General features: G+C 59.8%; 19 protein-coding genes. 7 read left to right on the top strand and 12 right to left on the bottom strand.

The genetic code is table 11. The annotated features are described in order from the left end of the window. Positions 1–61: 61 nt before the first annotated feature. Complete coding sequence (locus VVD49_RS21525) at positions 62–541, top strand: OmpA family protein (RefSeq protein WP_327601300.1); 480 nt, start codon at positions 62–64, stop codon at positions 539–541. 57 nt (positions 542–598) lie between these two features. Here the strand turns inward: VVD49_RS21525 and VVD49_RS21520 are convergent, their stop codons facing one another. From VVD49_RS21520 to VVD49_RS21505, 4 genes are all read right to left on the bottom strand, one after another. Further along, positions 599–1,966: a sigma 54-interacting transcriptional regulator gene (locus VVD49_RS21520; protein ID WP_327601299.1), complete on the bottom strand. Its 1,368-nt coding sequence runs from the start codon at positions 1,964–1,966 to the stop codon at positions 599–601. 130 nt (positions 1,967–2,096) lie between these two features. Beyond that, the gene (locus VVD49_RS21515; protein ID WP_327601298.1) at positions 2,097–2,672 is read right to left on the bottom strand and encodes a hypothetical protein; all 576 of its coding nucleotides are present in this window, start codon (positions 2,670–2,672) and stop codon (positions 2,097–2,099) included. Between the two features lie 28 nt (positions 2,673–2,700). Further along, positions 2,701–4,146 (bottom strand): HAMP domain-containing sensor histidine kinase, encoded by a 1,446-nt coding sequence (locus VVD49_RS21510; protein ID WP_327601297.1) that lies wholly within the window; start codon positions 4,144–4,146, stop codon positions 2,701–2,703. A 157-nt stretch (positions 4,147–4,303) separates the two neighbouring features. After that, a complete protein-coding gene (locus tag VVD49_RS21505) occupies positions 4,304–5,086 on the bottom strand; it encodes an N-acyl amino acid synthase FeeM domain-containing protein (protein ID WP_327601296.1) in 783 nt (260 codons plus the stop codon). A gap of 368 nt (positions 5,087–5,454) precedes the next feature. Here VVD49_RS21505 and VVD49_RS21500 point away from each other — a divergent pair, with 368 nt between their 5' ends. Both VVD49_RS21500 and VVD49_RS21495 read left to right on the top strand, forming a co-directional pair. After that, positions 5,455–6,342, top strand: coding sequence for a DNA-3-methyladenine glycosylase 2 (locus tag VVD49_RS21500; RefSeq protein WP_327601295.1), 888 nt, complete (start codon positions 5,455–5,457; stop codon positions 6,340–6,342). Positions 6,343–6,390: 48 nt separating this feature from the next. Further along, positions 6,391–6,609, top strand: a complete 219-nt coding sequence (locus VVD49_RS21495) for a KTSC domain-containing protein (protein WP_327601294.1) — start codon at positions 6,391–6,393, stop codon at positions 6,607–6,609. Positions 6,610–6,616: 7 nt separating this feature from the next. Here the strand turns inward: VVD49_RS21495 and VVD49_RS21490 are convergent, their stop codons facing one another. Beyond that, positions 6,617–7,069 (bottom strand): DUF2214 family protein, encoded by a 453-nt coding sequence (locus VVD49_RS21490; protein ID WP_327601293.1) that lies wholly within the window; start codon positions 7,067–7,069, stop codon positions 6,617–6,619. A gap of 327 nt (positions 7,070–7,396) precedes the next feature. Here VVD49_RS21490 and VVD49_RS21485 point away from each other — a divergent pair, with 327 nt between their 5' ends. After that, on the top strand, positions 7,397–8,413 hold the full coding sequence (locus VVD49_RS21485) for a nucleoid-associated protein (RefSeq protein ID WP_327601292.1): 1,017 nt from the start codon (positions 7,397–7,399) through the stop codon (positions 8,411–8,413). Between the two features lie 98 nt (positions 8,414–8,511). On the opposite strand, the gene VVD49_RS21480 is transcribed toward VVD49_RS21485, so the two are convergent. Continuing rightward, positions 8,512–9,048, bottom strand: a complete 537-nt coding sequence (locus VVD49_RS21480) for a thermonuclease family protein (RefSeq protein ID WP_327601291.1) — start codon at positions 9,046–9,048, stop codon at positions 8,512–8,514. 624 nt (positions 9,049–9,672) lie between these two features. On the opposite strand from VVD49_RS21480, the gene VVD49_RS21475 reads away from it, so the two are divergent. After that, positions 9,673–10,704, top strand: a complete 1,032-nt coding sequence (locus VVD49_RS21475) for a GH12 family glycosyl hydrolase domain-containing protein (protein WP_327601290.1) — start codon at positions 9,673–9,675, stop codon at positions 10,702–10,704. A gap of 182 nt (positions 10,705–10,886) precedes the next feature. Further along, a complete protein-coding gene (locus tag VVD49_RS21470; protein WP_327601289.1) occupies positions 10,887–12,071 on the top strand; it encodes a YbfB/YjiJ family MFS transporter in 1,185 nt (394 codons plus the stop codon). Positions 12,072–12,169: 98 nt separating this feature from the next. On the opposite strand, the gene VVD49_RS21465 is transcribed toward VVD49_RS21470, so the two are convergent. The 6 genes from VVD49_RS21465 to VVD49_RS21450 all read right to left on the bottom strand — a co-directional run bounded on the left by VVD49_RS21465 (position 12,170) and on the right by VVD49_RS21450 (position 14,909). Then, complete coding sequence (locus VVD49_RS21465) at positions 12,170–12,616, bottom strand: hypothetical protein (RefSeq protein WP_327601288.1); 447 nt, start codon at positions 12,614–12,616, stop codon at positions 12,170–12,172. Beyond that, positions 12,586–12,924, bottom strand: coding sequence for a membrane protein insertion efficiency factor YidD (yidD, locus tag VVD49_RS21850; protein WP_416384924.1), 339 nt, complete (start codon positions 12,922–12,924; stop codon positions 12,586–12,588). Before yidD ends, VVD49_RS21465 begins: the two co-directional genes overlap by 31 nt. Positions 12,925–13,028: 104 nt before the next feature. Continuing rightward, positions 13,029–13,241, bottom strand: coding sequence for a pentapeptide repeat-containing protein (locus VVD49_RS21845; protein ID WP_416384926.1), 213 nt, complete (start codon positions 13,239–13,241; stop codon positions 13,029–13,031). A 264-nt stretch (positions 13,242–13,505) separates the two neighbouring features. Beyond that, positions 13,506–13,931, bottom strand: a complete 426-nt coding sequence (locus VVD49_RS21460; RefSeq protein WP_327601287.1) for a hypothetical protein — start codon at positions 13,929–13,931, stop codon at positions 13,506–13,508. Positions 13,932–14,092: 161 nt separating this feature from the next. Further along, positions 14,093–14,455 (bottom strand): hypothetical protein, encoded by a 363-nt coding sequence (locus tag VVD49_RS21455; RefSeq protein ID WP_327601286.1) that lies wholly within the window; start codon positions 14,453–14,455, stop codon positions 14,093–14,095. A gap of 124 nt (positions 14,456–14,579) precedes the next feature. Continuing rightward, the gene (locus VVD49_RS21450) at positions 14,580–14,909 is read right to left on the bottom strand and encodes a hypothetical protein (RefSeq protein ID WP_327601285.1); all 330 of its coding nucleotides are present in this window, start codon (positions 14,907–14,909) and stop codon (positions 14,580–14,582) included. 256 nt (positions 14,910–15,165) lie between these two features. Between VVD49_RS21450 and VVD49_RS21445 the strand changes: the two genes are divergently transcribed. Beyond that, positions 15,166–16,227 (top strand): integron integrase, encoded by a 1,062-nt coding sequence (locus VVD49_RS21445; protein ID WP_327601284.1) that lies wholly within the window; start codon positions 15,166–15,168, stop codon positions 16,225–16,227. The last annotated feature ends 36 nt before the right edge of the window (positions 16,228–16,263 follow it).

Here is a 16,263-nt window from a genome sequence, read left to right as displayed (position 1 = left end):
CCGTAATGTGGATCGGATAGACTCTCGTCACCCGAATTTCAAATACCCACTGGAGCAAGCCATGAGTGATCAGGACGAGAATCAGAAGAGTGCATTTTTCATCGTGGGCGCGGTCGTCGCCGTGATTGTTGCCGCCGTCGTGACCTTTGGCGCGTGGGCAACGCTCGGCAAGGCACCCGCGGGTGCGCCCGCAGCGACCGCTGCGGAAGAAGCGCCTGCCGCCGTGGGTGAAGCGCTTGCCAAGGTCTATTTCGAGCTGGGGAATGCCGACATCTCGGCGGACGCCGCTGCCGAACTGGCAAAGGTGGTTGCCGCAGCCAAGGCCGAACCCAAGCGCATTGCGCTCGTATCCGGCTTCCACGACGCATCCGGTGATGCAGCGCGCAACGCCGAGGTGTCCAGGCAACGTGCCGTGGCTGTACGTGACTGGCTGGTAGCACAAGGCATTGAAGACTCGCGTATCAAGCTCAGCAAGCCGGCAGAGACGCTAGGCACGGGCGACGCGCGTGAAGCGCGCCGCGTCGAGCTGCGCGTGCAGTGAGTTGCACCAGGCCCGAATGAAAAAGCCCGCTGATGCGGGCTTTTTTTGTGGCTGGCTTCAAGGCGCGTTCTTGAAAATGCCTGGCTCGAGTTGATGGCGCGAAAGCAGGCGGTAGAACTCGGTGCGATTGCGCTTGGCGATGCGCGCGGCCTGGCTGACGTTGCCTTCGGTGAGGCGTAACAAGCGCACCAGGTATTCGCGTTCGAAGCGCCTGCGGGCTTCTTCGAAGGCTTCGATGGCGGGGTTGTCTTCGTGGATGGCACGCTGCACGAGTGAGGTCGGAATGATGGATGTGGTCGACAGCGCCACGGTTTGTTCCACGACGTTGAGCAGCTGGCGCACATTGCCGGGCCACGGCGCGGCGACGAGCATTTCCATTGCCTCGGGGGCGAACGACAACTGGCCGCGCTGGTAGCGCTCGGCCAGCTGCTGCAGGAAGTGGTTGGTGAGGAGCGGAATGTCTTCGCGTCGCTCGGCGAGCGCCGGCACGTTGAGCGAGACCACATTGAGGCGGTAATAAAGGTCGTCGCGGAAACGCCCTTCGCTGCGCGCCGCATCGATGTTGCGATGGGTGGCGGAGATCATGCGCACATCGGTCGGCAGGCTGCGCGTTGCGCCGACCGGGCGCACTTCGCGCTCTTCGAGTACGCGCAAGAGTTTGACCTGCAATGTCAGTGGCATGTCGCCGATCTCATCGAGGAACAGGGTGCCGCCGCGCGCCGACTGGAACAGGCCGTCGTGGTCTCGGGTGGCGCCGGTGAAGGCGCCCTTGACGTGACCGAACAGCTCCGATTCCAGCAATGCCTCCGGAATGGCGCCGCAGTTGATGCCGACGAAAGGCCCCTTGGCACGGCTGCTGGCCTTGTGGATGGCGCGCGCCAGCAACTCCTTGCCGGCGCCGCTGGGGCCGCGAATGAAGACGCTGACTTCGCTGCCGGCGACGAGACGTGCCTGCTGCAGGAAGTCCTCCATGACCGGGCTGCGCGTAACGAATTCGGAACGCCAGGCATTGTCGCCACCTGGCGTGTCCTTGGCCGACGCGGTGCCGGAGAGTTCGATGGCGCGGTGGATCTGCGCGACGAGTTCGGCTGCGTCGTAAGGCTTGGTGAGGTAACCGAAGACGCCGCGCTGCATCGCTTCGACCGCGTCGGGGATGCTGCCGTGTGCGGTGAGCACGATGACGGGCAGGGTGGGATGGCTGCGGCGCACGCCGTCGAACAGCGCCATGCCGTCGATGCCGGGCATGCGCAGATCGGTGACGACGATGTCGGGGCGTTGTATCGAGAGCATCGCCAGCGCCTGCTCGCCGCCGGCTGCGGGAAAGACTTCGAAGCCGCTGGACTTGAGGCGGATTGCCAACAGGCGTAGCAAGTCTGCATCGTCATCGACGAGCAGTATGCGAGGGGCATTGAGATTTCGCATCATCGTTTTTATTCCAATTCCATTTCAGAACAGCATTTGTCGCGGATGGAGGACGCGCCTCCTCGCCGTGCTGACGCACTGTCTCGTCGTCTGATCCTCCCCCGCTCGATGTTCTTTTGAACTGGCATCGGAATCAGGGGGTTTTAGCCGGTGTGCGTTCAATCATCTTCTTCTCGATCTCGCGAATCGCGTCGAGCTTCTGTTGCAAGGCTTCGCTGCGCTTCTGTTCGTCGCGCAGGCGTTGTTGTGTGGCAAGCAGGTTGTCTTCGCTGCGCCGGCCGTCCTGCAGGAGCGGAATCAGCAGTACCGCGATCGGGTGATTGCGGCCACGGCCGGCGTTCTCACCAGGCGGCAGATCGAGCAAGCTGAGCGCGCGCGCACGGTCGCCGCCGGGTGTGATCGCATGGAAGATCGCCAGGCGCAAACGATTGTCTTCTGTGCGGTGCTGGGCGTACGTGCGGTTGAGCAGTTCAAGCTCGGCATTCAATTCGTTGTTGCTGCGGCTACGCAGGCTGCCGGCGTAGTTCAGCAGGCTTTGTGCCTGAGGGGCGTCGACGCGCGGGCTCTCTTCGATCACCGGGCTCTGGCTCGCACCCAGGGTGATGGATTTCATTTCTGCACAACCCGACGTCAGCAAGGCGGGCAGGGCGGCCGCCAGCGCTGCTGAACGCAAGCCGGCACCCCTTGTCCGGAATATTCTCTGCTTCATGCAATCCTCATTTTGTATCGGCCGGAAATCAGTTGGCCGTGATTGCTGTGTTCGGCAAGCTCACTCGTACGCGCATGCCATGCGGTTGATTCGACAGCAGCTCCACATTGCCGCCGTGTGCGCTGACCAGCTCGCGCACGATGGAAAGGCCCAGGCCGGTTCCCTTGATCGATGCCGCATCGCGTGGGGGCGGCCCCTGTACGAAGGGTTCGAACAGTCTTTCGACATTCTCCATCGGTACGCCCGGGCCCTGGTCGGCCACCTCGATCAAGGTCTGGCCGGCCTGGCGTTGCGCCAGCAGGTCGATCACGCTTTCCTCCGGCGCGTACTTCGCGGCGTTGGAGACGAGGTTGTCGAGCACGACGCGCAGTTTCTCGCGATCGACGTCAACACTCAGTCCGTGATCGAACGCTTGCAGGGTCAGCTTGCGAGCGGCCAGTGCGAGCTTCTGATCCTCGCCGATCTGGGCGAACAGATCGGCCAGCGCAACCGGCTCACGCGTCAGTACTGTCGGGCGGAAGCGGATACCACTGTAGTCAAGCAGGTTTTCGATGAGTTGGCGCAGTCTCGCTGAATTGCTGCGCAGGATGCCGACGATCTCGCGCTGCTCGGCATTGAGCTCGCCCGAGACCTGGTCTGACAACAGCTGCGTGCCCTCATGCACGGCGGTCAGTGGCGTCTTGAGTTCGTGCGAGACGTGCCGCAGGAAGCGCATCTTCTGCTCATCGACCTCGTTGAGACGCAGGCGCAACCAGTCGAGTTCCCGACCCAATTCTTCGAGGTCGCGCGGGCCACGCACAACGATCTTCTTGTCGAGTTGGCCGTCACCGAGGCCACGTATCCCTTCACCGAGGTGACGGATCGGACGTCGGATCAGGAAGATGACGCCCGCGATCAACAAGATGCCGACGGGTATCAGGGCCAGCAGGCGGAACAGCAGTTGGTGGCGTGCGTGCTCGGTCTTCTCGCGCAGCTCGGCAATGTCGCCTTCGATGCGCATGTCGGCACGGTGCAGGACTTCGGTAGCCGCGTCACGCATGCCGGAGAACTCGCCAACGATGCTGCGCGCTTCTTTCGGGCTCAGGTCCTGGCGCTGGAGTGCCCGCCAGACCGAGGCTTCACGCGCAGTGAGGCCAGCGAGCTGTGCGCTGGCCACGTCATCTTCGGCCACGTCTTTCAGATGGGCGAGGCCTTCCAGGAACTGCGCGCGCCGTGCGGCATAGGCATCCAGCACGCCTTGTTCGCCCAGTACCAGTTGTTGCCGGGCGAGGCGTTCCAGCGCGGTGATCTGCTCGCCCAGCGCACGGCTGTCGCGCGTGATCTGCACTGCGTGCGTGATCGAGCGCTCGCTGCGTTGCATGAGCTTCTCGAGCGAGATGTAGGCATCGCCCAGCGCGACGAGCAGGGGCAGGGCGACCAGGCCGAAGCCGATCAGCAGCAGCTTGAGAAAGGAGCCGGGGTAACGAACGTGCATGACGGGATAATGCCAGCGCCACCGCCCGCTGATGAAGCGGGTTGGATGGGCGGCGCTGTTGGCGGCGCTCGGCGAGCGACTCTGAAACCGCACGGGCAATACCCGTGCCGCAATGTTGCTCAACATCGCAGGCGCCATTTCTGGCGGATGCGACCGCTCAAGCGCTGAGGGCCTCGGCGCGTGGAGCAGCACTCTTGGCGATGATGCTGGCCATGCGCTGGGTAGGCATGTGCAGCATCACGGGGGCTGTGCGCGCTGTCTGCAGCGTGTCGAGGCGCGGCTTGGTAAGACGTGAGAAACCCAGCTTGCTGCAGTAATAACCCACTTGCGACGCAGGGCAGGTGGTGATGATGTCGGTTGCGTCCCACAGGTCGACGACGATGCTGCGCAGGGCATGCATCATCGGTTCCAGCACGATCTTCAGCGGCGCCTGCGGGTCGAAAGCGATGGCTTCGACGGCGACGAGGCGCTTGCCGGCTTCACGCATCTGCGCCAGGGCGTGTTGTGCACTTGGCACGGCGTCTTGCGGCAGGCCGCTGGCGCCATCGCGGCGTAGCCAGATGGTGGCCAGCGCGCCGGTGTAGGGCGTGTTGAGGGACATGTTCATGGCCAGTGCGACGACGCGGTCCAGATTGGCATCCGTGGTGTCGGCCCGGGCTGGTGCATTCAGCGGGTTTGGTACATCGAGTCGCATCAGCAGATCCAGCGATTGCTGCAATTGCCAGGGCGTTGCAGCCAAGCCGACACGCAGTGCCGGGCCGTGGAAGCGCGCATCGATGGGCAGGCTTTTCTCGAAGGCCAGCTCACGCAGGAATTCCAGCAGCCCCGGTCGTTCGACGATTTGCCCCGGGCTCGTGCCGCAAGCCGACAGCCGTGAGCGGGGGAGGAGGACGGAGTGCGTCGGGAGGCGGGGCAGGGATGTCGAGAAATGGTAGGCCACGATATTTGCCGTACGAAAGGATGTTGCTGAGCCATAGCACATCCCGTGCCGATTGCATTATTTTAATAAAAATCAACAGGTTATTGTTGTTTTGAGGCATTCGGAGAAGCACTTATGTCGCTGGTCAGCGACAGGGTGGGCGAGCGATCTGACGAAATTGCGCGAAACCCCATGGCTGCTTGTGTTTGCGGCGCTGTCGCTACTGCGCGACAAGCCCGGCGGATCGGAGCGAGAGGTGTTTGACGAGGGATGAACGGCGCTTTTGCGGAAGCTCACTCGCGCGAGTCGCCGCGCTTTGCCGTTATCCTGCGGTGCTGCCTTCGGCCCCGTCGTGGGCCCGGGCTGCCCAAAATAGTCAAAGGACAAAGTTGCCTCACTCCATTCCCTTGCCCGCGAACTATCGTGCCGATGAAGTCCTGGCTTTTCACGGGCGTGACCCCTCGCAATTGGCTGAACGCCTTGGCGAGGGCGTTTTGCGGAAGGGGCTCATGTTCGATGGCAAGCCGGCCATGCTGACGATCGCCCTGACTGAGCATGAAGCACGTCATGCACTCGATATCGATGGCGCTGGCGACGACGATACGAGCGCCGTGCAAGCGGATGCAATCGTGCGACACATGCTGGGCCTGCATCTTCAGCCCGAACCGTTCGAGGAGAGCGTTGCCGACGATGCATTGTTGGGCGCAGTCGTCCGCCGGCAGCGTGGCTTGCGTATTCCGCAGACGGCCACGGCATTCGAGGCCTTGACCTGGGCGATCATCGGTCAGCAGATCGGACTCGGTTTCGCCATTACGCTCAGGCGCCGGCTCATCGAGTCAGGTGGCGCGCGCCATAGCAGCGGACTCGCCTGCTACCCCGGCGCAAGCGAGGTTGCACGCATGAGCGCCGACGCGCTGGGGCAGCTACAGTTCTCGCGTGCCAAGAGCGAGGCGCTGATCCGCGTTGCCAGACTTGTTGAAGATGGCAAGCTCGATCTGCCCTCGCTGGCCATGGCGGAACCCGAAGTGGTGTTTGAGGTGCTGACGGCTATCAAGGGCATCGGCCCCTGGACGGCCAACTACGTGTTGATGCGTGGTTTGGGAGCCGTGGATTGCTCTCTGCATGGCGACGCAGCGGTGCGAGCGGCTATCGTTAGAATCACGGGGCATGCGCACAAGCTGGATCAGGCCGAAGCGCAGCGCGTGCTGGCGCAATACAGCCCGTGGCGCTCGCTTGCAGCGGCGCATCTATGGGCCAGTCATCTGCTGCCGGCCTGATCGGAACAGGCCTGAGAGCAGGCCCAGCAACACGAGGAGAGTCAGGCTATGGCAATCGAGCGTAAACCCATTCGCCGCGGAGGTATCAAGTCCGCAGGTTACGACCGCAATGCGCGCATTCTCGAGATCGAGTTCGATGGCGGCTCGGTGATGCAATACAGCGGCGTGGGCGACGAAATCGCGCGGCGCTTCCTGTCGAGCAGCTCGCCGATGAGTTACTACAAGGACGTCATCGACGAGGAATTCACGCAGAAGCGCGTGAATTGAGGCTGCTTCAGTGGCCGATGCCCTTGGCCATCATCGAGGCGCTGAACACGACGAGGAGCAGCAGGCCGACCTCCGCCCTCAGCAGCAAACGCAGTCTCAGGAACTGCTTCTCCGTCAGCACGGGCGCCTTGCCCTGGCTCGTCTCCTTGCGCCAGGCGAGGAACAGCACCGTCGGGTAGATCGACAATAGCCCCACGACTGCGAACAGCGCGAGCTTTGTCCAGAAGACTTGGTTCGACAAATACCAGGCGCTGCCCTTCTCGAAATAGAAGACCCGCAGGAAGCCCACTACCAGCACCAGCATCGCGAAGAGCCCGTAGCAGGCATCGACACGTTGCAGGCGCAAAGCCTCGGCAAGGGTTGGTGTGCGGCTGAGTGTCAGCCATTCGGTGACGACAGTGGCGACCACGCCGAAGGCTGCGACAAAGTGCAGGAAGGCGAAAAAGGCGTTGATGAACATGCGCGCGACTCCTTTCAAACGTCGATCTTGAAATCCATCTCGATCTCACGGGCCGCCCGGTCATTGCGGTGCGGCGCGTTCAAACCTTCCACGCTGGCCTGATGAATGGCTTCGATAGCCGCTTTCCCGCTCGCGCACGGGTCTGGCGGGCCGCTCAAAGTACCGCATAGCATTGGCATGGCCAAGCGGTCGTCGCACGCGTTCTCAGTCGGCTTCGTCCTGGCCAGGTTTCGCGCGCCATGCCGTGAGAGAATCGCGCCTCGGGTTTTTTGGCCCCGCCGTTTTTTCCGCGTTCTTTCCGACTCCTTTCCTTCCGCACGTTCCCGCATGGTCTCGTCTACACTCAGCGAACAAAGCATCAACGATCTCGTCGTTCACAAGCTCATCAAGGATCAGCACGGCCCGGCCAGCATTGCCCTGCGCGCCGGCACCAGCCCGATCACGGCCTCTGCACAGCGCCTGATCGACGACATCAGCCAGCACTACGCCGACAAGCTCGGCAAGGGTTACGGCAAGTTCGAGGAAGACGAGACCAACTTTCCGATGCCGCGATTGATTCGCGAACACGTGCTGGAGGGGCGCATGGATTTCGCAACCCTGGCGCGGCAGATGATGGAACACCTGCGCGACCGGGTGGATGCCGAGCAACTGGCCAGTGGTGGCTACGTGCTGATCGCGCGGTCGCGTAACAGCCTCTCCGATCAGCTATTGGTGGCGATGATTACCGAAGCCATGGGCACGGCGATTACGGATAGCCTGGAGATCATTGACAGCCCGCATCTGGACTTCGCCAATCTGCGGGTGGCCGGGCGTATCGATCTGCAGGCCTGGCAGGCTGGCGCTGAGCGTTACATCAGCTTTCTCAAAGGGCGCGCCGAAGTCGCCCAGTACTTCAAGCTCTTTCTCGGCTGTAACGACGTCGTGATCGCGCTCAAGGAGACGCAGAAACTCGTCAAGACCTTGAATCACTTCGCGGACACGCAAGGGCTGGAGCAGGGCGCGCGCGACGAGTTGATGCAGCGTGCTCACGGATATCTCGACGAGCTGGGCGAAAGCAGCACACCGCTCAGTCTGGGCGAGGTCGCGGAGAAGGTGTGGCCGGACGCGCCGCAGCGTCTCAATGATGCATTGAATGAAGAGTCGGTCGATCTGGCCAGCGGCTTCGTGCCGGATCGACGGGCGATTCGCCCCTTGGTGCGCTTCAAGGCGAATGCGCCGCAGTGGAAGCTGGAATTCGATCGGGCGAGCCTGCGCTCAGGCGCGGTCGTTTATGACCGCCGCTCGGATACGGTGATCCTTTCCAACATCCCCGCGGAACTGAAGCGCGCGCTGCTGGAGGAATAACAACAACGGGTGTGCCGGCGGTAGTTGCGGCATCTCCAGAAACGACAACGCCTCACTTCCTGGGCAGGAAGCGAGGCGTTGTCGTTTGAGTTGCGTGCTTAAAGCGTCTTGGCGGCAGGTTGCGGTTCTGCGGCAGAGCTTTGGGTGGACGTGTCTGGCACCGGCTCGGCCGGGGCCCACATACCGACCTTGTTGCTCTTGGCCGTTTCCTGCAATGCAGCGAGTTCAGTGCTGCCACCGGAGACTGAAGCCAGACCTGCAGAGACCTGCGCTTCCGCAACGTGGTCAGGGCCGACGCGAACGTCGCCTTCATAGACGCCGTCGGCGGCTTTCGTTGCGTTTTCGACCAAGATGTTGCGACCAAAAACCAGGGTACGCAAAGCCAGATCTGCTTCATGCGCGGCTTCTGCCGAGGTCGGCAGCGTAATGCCCTTTACGCGAAGGCTATACAGTTCGTTCGAGACGCTGATGGCCATGGTCCGGCCGTCAGATACATTGAGCACATAGGCGCCGAAATCTTTGGGCAGCTTGGCTTCCTTTGGTGCAGCACTTCCCCAAGTGGTGACAGGTAGTAGCGCTGCTGCGCCGCCGCCAACGAGGGCCAGCGCCACAACTACGATCAGCATTTTCTTCATGAAAGCTCCACTCTATTTTTTTGACGCTTCGTATATATAAACGGTGACTTGACTGAACTTGTTTTTGTTCCGCCGTACGGTACGCGCTTGCCGATAAGCATGTCGTGACCGTTGTCGCGTTTGCGCAAAGATTTTCTACTACTTTGGTGGTAATTGTCGAATTTGATGATTTTGGCTGTGGCTCTGCGGCCAAAGCATCTGCCTCTGTCATCTCTTACGGTGATTTTCATCCGGACTTGAAGGGTCAATTAGGGTAGACCAGACGGACGGACTAATTTGGCAGGTGGAAGTAAATTCTCAGGCTGGGCGCCGGTTTTCGATGATTTCTTCCGTGCTTCAAACGAACCATGCTCCTGTGAAGAGGCCGCTTGCGAGGCGTCCGCAAGCCGTGGCCGGACGAATCCTCTTTGTTTGTCAAAATCACCGTTTGTGTCAATGAGTTGCTGCGCGCGGCAGCAAGCATGTTGAGTAATACCGGCGTCCGAGTTTTGGTTGACTTGGGTGTCCCGAGAGACCAGATTGCAGCACGCCCGGAGATGGCGTGACCGTGATTCGCGCATTGGCCTGATGGCCAGAGCAAGGAATCACGGGGCAGCAACAAAACCCAGACCAAAGGAGATTGTCATGATTCGCAAGTTTGTTGCGGGCGTTGTCGCCTGCTTGTCTTTCGGTGCCGTGCATGCGGCCACCGACTATCCGTCGGGTTACACGAAGTGCGCACAGAACACCGGTGCAACCTGTTCCTTCAGTGGCACCCGCTCGGTCGCCCTCGGTAAAGCCGGCAGCTTCGTCTATGGCACCTTCACGAACAGCGTCGCCTGCGCGAGTTCGAATTTCCCTTCAAACAGCTTTGCGGCGTCGGCCTGGTGTTCATATGGCGCCACCACATCGACTTCATCGTCGAGCGTTGCATCTTCAAAGGCTTCGTCCAGCAGCGTGTCCTCGTCGAAGTCCTCCAGCTCGAGCTCCAAGGCTTCCTCTTCTTCGGCTTCGGCAGCCTGGACTTCCAGCGACCGTTGGGGCACCTGGAGCAACGGCGGCTATACGCTTTACAACAATGTCTGGGGCGCAGGGTATGGTCCGCAAACCATCTCGGCCAACTCGTACAGCAAGTGGACGGTGTGGTCGAATCAGCCCGCCACGGGCGGCATCAAGTCATACCCGAATGTGACGCGCTACATCGGCAAGAAGATCAGCGCGCTCAACTCGTTGAGCAGCAGCTTCAATGTCAGCACGCCGAGCGGCACGGCAGCATGGGAGTCGACCTATGACATATGGGACGTCGACAACAAATACGAAATCATGTTGTGGATGAACTACACCGGCAAGCCCGATGGCAGTGGCAACGTCAAACCCATCGCGGCGAAATACGACGCTTCGGGCAAGGCCGTGCCGGAGTACACCAACGTGTCTGTCGGCGGCTCGACCTGGAACGTGTTCAAGGGCAGCAATGGCAGCAATGCGGTGTTCTCGTTTCTGCGCACATCGAACACCAACTCCGCCACGGTCGATGCCAAAGCCATTCTCGACTGGATCAAGAACAAGGGCTGGATGGGAGACGTGACCATGGGCAACTTCCAGTACGGCTTCGAGATCACGTCTTCGCCGGGCGGCATGAACTTCATCGTCAATAGCTACTCGGTGAGCTTTAATTGACTGGCTGGGCTGCTTTACTGGTGAGATGACAGAACAGCAGTAACACAACGCCCGGCGCGCAGCACTGCCGGGCGTTTTCGTTTCCATTCCCGATTGCGGGTGAGGGGGGCGCAACGGCGATTGCGCGTCTGCTGTGGAACAATGCGGGCGCGCAGACACGCATGAGCAGGAAGCCATCGACGATGAAACAGACCTCTCGAAATCCGCTCTGGACCGTTCTTGCACTTTCCCTCGGCCCCGCGCTGGCGCTGGGGCTTGCACGCTTTGCCTACGCCTTGTTGCTGCCCGCCATGCGTGACGATCTGGGCTTGAGTTTCGCGGCCGCAGGCTCCCTCAATACATCCAACGCGGCGGGCTATCTCGCGGGGGCGCTGGCCAGCGTGGCGTGGGCGCGTCGCTTTGGCGCGCGCCGCGTACTGCTTGGTGGATGTGTGCTGACTCTCATCAGTCTCGCCGCGTGCGCCATGACGCGTAGCTATACCGCGCTCATGCTGTTGCGCTTTGCCGCCGGCCTGAGCGGTGCCATGGTCTTCAGCATAGGCGGCGTGCTCGCCGCGCAACTCGCCAGCGCGCACCCGCAACGCGCGGGCCTGCTGCTGGGTATCTATTACAGTGGCATCGGTGTCGGCGTGGTGTTGTCCGCGCTACTCGTGCCAGTCTTGCTGGCAAACGGCAGTCATGGCTGGCAAAGCGCCTGGTGGGGGCTTACGGCGCTTGGCGGGCTGGCTACTTGCCTGATCTGGCAGCCGAGTGCGTGGATCGAAGCGGCGCATCTGCAAGCCTCGGCCGCCGCGCGCACCCCCATGCGCACCCTGGCGTCACCACTGCTTGCTGCCTTGCTCGGCTACTTCTGTTTTGGCGTCGGCTACATCGGTTACATGACCTTCAATGTCGCCCTGCTCAAAGGGCAGGGTGCCACCCAGATCCAACTCACGCTCTTCTTCAGTCTGCTCGGCCTGGCGATCTGTTTCTCATCCCGCCTGTGGGCGCGCCTGCTCGATCGTCATCACGACGGCAAACCGATGGCCATACTGAACCTGCTGGCAGGCATAGCCGCCTTGCTGCCGCTGATATCCTCGTCCATCCTGATGGCCCTGTGCTCCGGCATCCTGTTCGGCGCATGCTTCGTCTCCGCGGTCGCATCGACAACCGCCCTCGTGCGCCACAACCTGCCCGCGCCACAATGGCCAGCAGGTATCGCCCTCTTCACCTCCATATTCGCCTTCGGCCAGATCATTGGCCCCGTAGTGACCGGTTGGCTCTCAGACGGCGCGGGGCTCGAGAAGGGCCTGTTGTTTTCCGGGCTCACGCTGATTCTCGGCGCCATCGTCGCGACGCGACAGCAGGCGCTCTCGTGCGGGAAGTGACTGAGGAGGGTCAGGAGAGTCAACGTGCGACGTAACGGGACGCTACAGCGAGCAGTGATGTAGCGGACCTGCTCATGTAATTGATGATGGGCCGCCTTCTAGTGTGCAAGCACATATGCCGTACTCAGTAATGGAGGGGCAATAGCACCTAGAACAGCAAGCCAGTGCAGGAACCGTTTGATTCGCCAGCGGAGAAAACAGGAAAAGGACGCCAGCGCAAATGCGCAAGCCACCGGAGCCAGATAAATAACAGCTCCAATATAAACAAGCGCACCGGAATCGACGTTGTAGCCGTAGTGCCGCACTGCGTCAGCCGCCGCTTCGTTTGCGGCGTAGATAGCCCACGCAAATAGGCCAGCGAACAGCACCGACACAGATGCATCGATCCATCCAACAGTTTTCGCGTCGAGGTGTTTCATGGGGCCTGGCTTGTGGCCGTCCATCTCGATTCTTGGGTTAGGCGCATCTGTCAGCATGGCCATCGTCCCTGACTTCGATCCATGCAATTTAATTGCTATGGAAAAAATGAAAGCAGTGAACAGCATGCGATGTTCATAGCAGCGTCTGCAGCACAATATTTCGCGCAGTTATCGATATCCTTGTCCAGCTCTTCATCGCTCTTCTCAGGTTGCGGTGCAACCTCCGAGAGCGTCAGAAATGCCTGGTGGCAGGCCGAAAACCGAAGCCTCATCAGCGGCATCAGACGAATGACGCCAAACCTGAGTACAACGCGTTTGGCGAACTGGGAGCATGACCCGCGATTGTGAACGTGGTTGTGCGCGCAGCAAAAGCCTTTCAATGGAGAAATGCTCCGCTGATAGAACCCAATGCTGGATGCGATTGCATGGCGCATGCTTTCCTAACGTTTGACGTGAGGGGCCGCCGTAGCGGCAAAGCTGCGCAGGGCACCCACAAGCGCAGCTTGTGGGCGGTCCCTCTCGACGGAATTGTTGGGCGTCATTGGTTGCATAGGGATTCCCAGCCTTCGCACTCTGTCGCAGTGCAGCCACACCAATGCGTACCTGAGGAGGTACAGGTGCCTCCCATGTTGTCTGCGAGGAACCGGCAACGAGCGAATGTGCAATCAACGAATTTGCAACTCGCAAATGTGGCACCACGAAAAACGCAATCCTCGAATGTGCAAGAAACAAGAACCGCACAGTTGAACATTGTCCAGTACATATCGACTGCTTTGAATGTGCAGTCGACGAATACTGCGCCAATATGAGGCCCATCAGCAGTGAATGACTCGAACGTGCAATGACGATAGACGCCGTGGTCTGAATCGTGAAAGGCACTCCGGTCGTCCGAAAAAATTTGCTGCTCGTTCAGAGCCATCAGGACGCCCAACGTGGAAGTAAGGGGCAGCCGGAGCGCGTAGCGCGGAGGGAACCAACAAGCGCAGCTTGTTGGCTGTCCCGCTCGACTGTAAGGTTAGGCGGCTGGTTCAGCAGTGACATGAATACGTGTCTCATTGTTGAGAATGCCTTCAAGTTGACGAGAAACGGCGCTTACTTCCTCGTGCGTGCTGACACGACCAACGAGTTTCTTCCAAAAGGTTGCCGTCCAAATCGGGGTATCACTCGCGACAAAACTACACCAAGTAATTTCTCGCCCATCCGGAACAAATGATTCTTTTTGTTTTGGCGTGATTTTGTCATAAAACTCTGACCGCTCATTGCCGCACCCGACCCACAACAGAAAGGGTTCGCGCTTCAGCATCACACACCAGCCCCAATCTTCCGCAATCACTGGCTCTGGTTCATATCCCAGTGCTTCAAACTTTGAGCGAAGCCATTCAGCTAATGACTTGCCATAGCAAAACGGATTTGTCTCTTCATCTTCTTTCGGATCAATCATGAAGAGGTCGCTGCGAAAGTAAAACGTAGGAGACTCTATCGCCATCGTGTGTGACGCCTAACGTTTGACGTGAGGGGCCGCCGCAGCGGCGAAGCCGCGGAGGGGACCCACAAGCGCAGCTTGTGGGCGGTCCCTCTCGACGGAATTGTTGGGCGTCAGTGTCACGTATCGTCCCCGATTGAACGCCACAGGGGAAGCTCGCTCTGTGAGAACGCAGTTACCCACGATGGAAAATTTGGATCAAATGCGATGCCAAATTTAGGGCTTACCAAGAACCCGACGCGCTCGAACCACTCCTTGTCACGCTGTTCAAGGAAGGGGCGCAGACTTTCAAAAGAGACACGTTCTCCTTCGATTTCCAACTCGGCTGCATCAGCGGAGACTTCTTTCAGTTTTCCGTCTGAGTTGAATCGATACACTCCCGCTGGGTATTGCAATTCACTGGCCCACAAACGGGATTTGTTCTCCCTCTCAGGCGAGCCAAGAACTCTTTCTAGTTCGTTACGGTCAATGCCGAAACTCACTAAGCCGACAGTTCCGTACGCAGCAATTCTCATGACGCCCAACGTAGAGGTAAGGGGCGAAGACTGCGCAGCAGGCTGAGTCCAGCGCAACGAAGTGGAGCGGCCTTGACCGCCGGGTTAGAGATCACGAGTACTCCTCGTATCCTTCCGGCAAGACTGCGCCAATCAGATGACGATAACAAACGCCATTGCCATAAACCAACAATTTGTTTTGGCACAGCGCTGACTCCACTAAGTTGCGCAGCAATGAAAGGATGTTTAGCGCCCGTGATCGAAACAACAACGGATTTAGAGGCGCTGCCGGCATGCCAGGATGAACAACCTCGCCTAGGTGTTCGCGCCAAGAGCGCGGCCGCTTCTCTAGGTCTTCTTGAAGGGCCAGAAGAGATGGGAGTAACTCTTCAAGATCTGCCTTCTTCAGTATGAACATTACATTGATAGAGGTGATGTCCATACCAGCGTCACGAAGAGCGTAGCTGTTGAAGGTTGGCGCGAAAACCCAGAAGTAGCCGCCGCAGTGCGGAGGGCTTGAGTCGAAGCGGAGAAGACTTGATCGCTCCAAAGGCCACGGTGGGTCTTTCCCTTCGTCTGAGAATCCAACGGCGTGTCGCATGATCTCTAACGTGAAGTAGACCTCAAGATGAGGCCGTATTGGTTTATTTATCAAATGCTATGTGCATTGCCATAGATTGGCATGGCGAGGCTTTTGATTGCTAATATGCATCATCATGACAAATAAAACTTTTACTGCCAAGGTTGATCTGCTTGCGCATTCTTCGCGTGGCGAAGAGGAGACGGATGTGGAGTTGCCGCGGCCTCGGTTGCTGGATCAGGTACGTGACAGGTTGCGACTGAAGCACTACAGCATACGTACCGAACAGGCTTATCTGGGATGGATAAAGCGTTTTATTCTGTTTCATGGCAAGCGTCACCCGCGGGAGATGGGAAAGGCGGAGGTCGAGGCGTTTCTGACGTCACTGGCGGTGGATCGCAATGTGGCTGCGTCGACGCAGTCGCAGGCCTTGTCAGCGGTGTTGTTCCTGTATCAGGAAGTGCTCGAGCAGGAGCTGCCCTGGCTTGATGAGGTGACGCGAGCGAAGAGGCCTGTGCGGCTGCCGACTGTGCTGACCACTGCGGAGGTGGGGGACTTGATCCGCGCTGTGGCGGAGCCCGAGATGGCGCTTGTGGTTCGGCTGCTGTATGGCACGGGCATGCGTGTAATGGAGGGGGTGCGTCTGCGCGTGAAGGATGTGGATTTTTCGCGGCGCGAGATCGTCGTGCGCGAAGGCAAGGGAAACAAGGACAGGGTGACGATGTTACCCGACAGTCTGGTGGAGCCTTTGCGTGCAAAGGTGCGATTGCGAGAACATCAGCATTCGGTTGATCTCGAACAGGGCAAGGGTTCGGTGTTCTTGCCGCACGCGCTCGCGGTGAAATATCCCAATGCGGATACGTTCTTTGGTTGGCAGTACATTTTTGCGGCCGCTACGTTTTCAACGGATCCACGGTCGGGCGTTGTGCGTCGTCATCACCTGGATGAGCAACGCGTGCAGCGGGCGGTGAAGCGGGCTGCTGCGCAAGCGAAGCTGGTGAAGACGGTATCACCGCATACGCTGCGACATTCCTTTGCCACGCATCTGCTGGAGGCGGGGCAGGATATCCGCACGGTGCAGGAGTTGCTGGGCCACAAGGATGTGAGCACGACGATGATCTACACCCATGTCCTCAACCGGGGCGGGCTGGGTGTGACGAGCCCGCTGGACCGGATGTAGCTTTGAGTGGGGCGGAGTGCCAACGGCGCAGCTTGC

The organism is Uliginosibacterium silvisoli (genome assembly GCF_036017035.1).
Classification (GTDB): domain Bacteria; phylum Pseudomonadota; class Gammaproteobacteria; order Burkholderiales; family Rhodocyclaceae; genus Viridibacterium; species Viridibacterium silvisoli.
This window is presented reverse-complemented; position numbering and strand designations above follow the sequence as displayed.

Excerpts from the sequence above, each read along its gene's own strand:
- VVD49_RS21525 (WP_327601300.1), top strand. The coding sequence starts at position 62 with ATGAGTGATCAGGACGAGAATCAGAAGAGTGCATTTTTCATCGTGGGC.
- VVD49_RS21520 (WP_327601299.1), bottom strand. The coding sequence starts at position 1,966 with ATGATGCGAAATCTCAATGCCCCTCGCATACTGCTCGTCGATGACGAT.
- VVD49_RS21515 (WP_327601298.1), bottom strand. The coding sequence starts at position 2,672 with ATGAAGCAGAGAATATTCCGGACAAGGGGTGCCGGCTTGCGTTCAGCA.
- VVD49_RS21510 (WP_327601297.1), bottom strand. The coding sequence starts at position 4,146 with ATGCACGTTCGTTACCCCGGCTCCTTTCTCAAGCTGCTGCTGATCGGC.
- VVD49_RS21495 (WP_327601294.1), top strand. The coding sequence starts at position 6,391 with ATGGCAATCGAGCGTAAACCCATTCGCCGCGGAGGTATCAAGTCCGCA.
- VVD49_RS21490 (WP_327601293.1), bottom strand. The coding sequence starts at position 7,069 with ATGTTCATCAACGCCTTTTTCGCCTTCCTGCACTTTGTCGCAGCCTTC.
- VVD49_RS21485 (WP_327601292.1), top strand. The coding sequence starts at position 7,397 with ATGGTCTCGTCTACACTCAGCGAACAAAGCATCAACGATCTCGTCGTT.
- VVD49_RS21480 (WP_327601291.1), bottom strand. The coding sequence starts at position 9,048 with ATGAAGAAAATGCTGATCGTAGTTGTGGCGCTGGCCCTCGTTGGCGGC.
- VVD49_RS21475 (WP_327601290.1), top strand. The coding sequence starts at position 9,673 with ATGATTCGCAAGTTTGTTGCGGGCGTTGTCGCCTGCTTGTCTTTCGGT.
- VVD49_RS21470 (WP_327601289.1), top strand. The coding sequence starts at position 10,887 with ATGAAACAGACCTCTCGAAATCCGCTCTGGACCGTTCTTGCACTTTCC.
- VVD49_RS21465 (WP_327601288.1), bottom strand. The coding sequence starts at position 12,616 with ATGCTGTTCACTGCTTTCATTTTTTCCATAGCAATTAAATTGCATGGA.
- yidD (WP_416384924.1), bottom strand. The coding sequence starts at position 12,924 with ATGCGCCATGCAATCGCATCCAGCATTGGGTTCTATCAGCGGAGCATT.
- VVD49_RS21845 (WP_416384926.1), bottom strand. The coding sequence starts at position 13,241 with ATGTTCAACTGTGCGGTTCTTGTTTCTTGCACATTCGAGGATTGCGTT.
- VVD49_RS21460 (WP_327601287.1), bottom strand. The coding sequence starts at position 13,931 with ATGATTGATCCGAAAGAAGATGAAGAGACAAATCCGTTTTGCTATGGC.
- VVD49_RS21450 (WP_327601285.1), bottom strand. The coding sequence starts at position 14,909 with ATGGACATCACCTCTATCAATGTAATGTTCATACTGAAGAAGGCAGAT.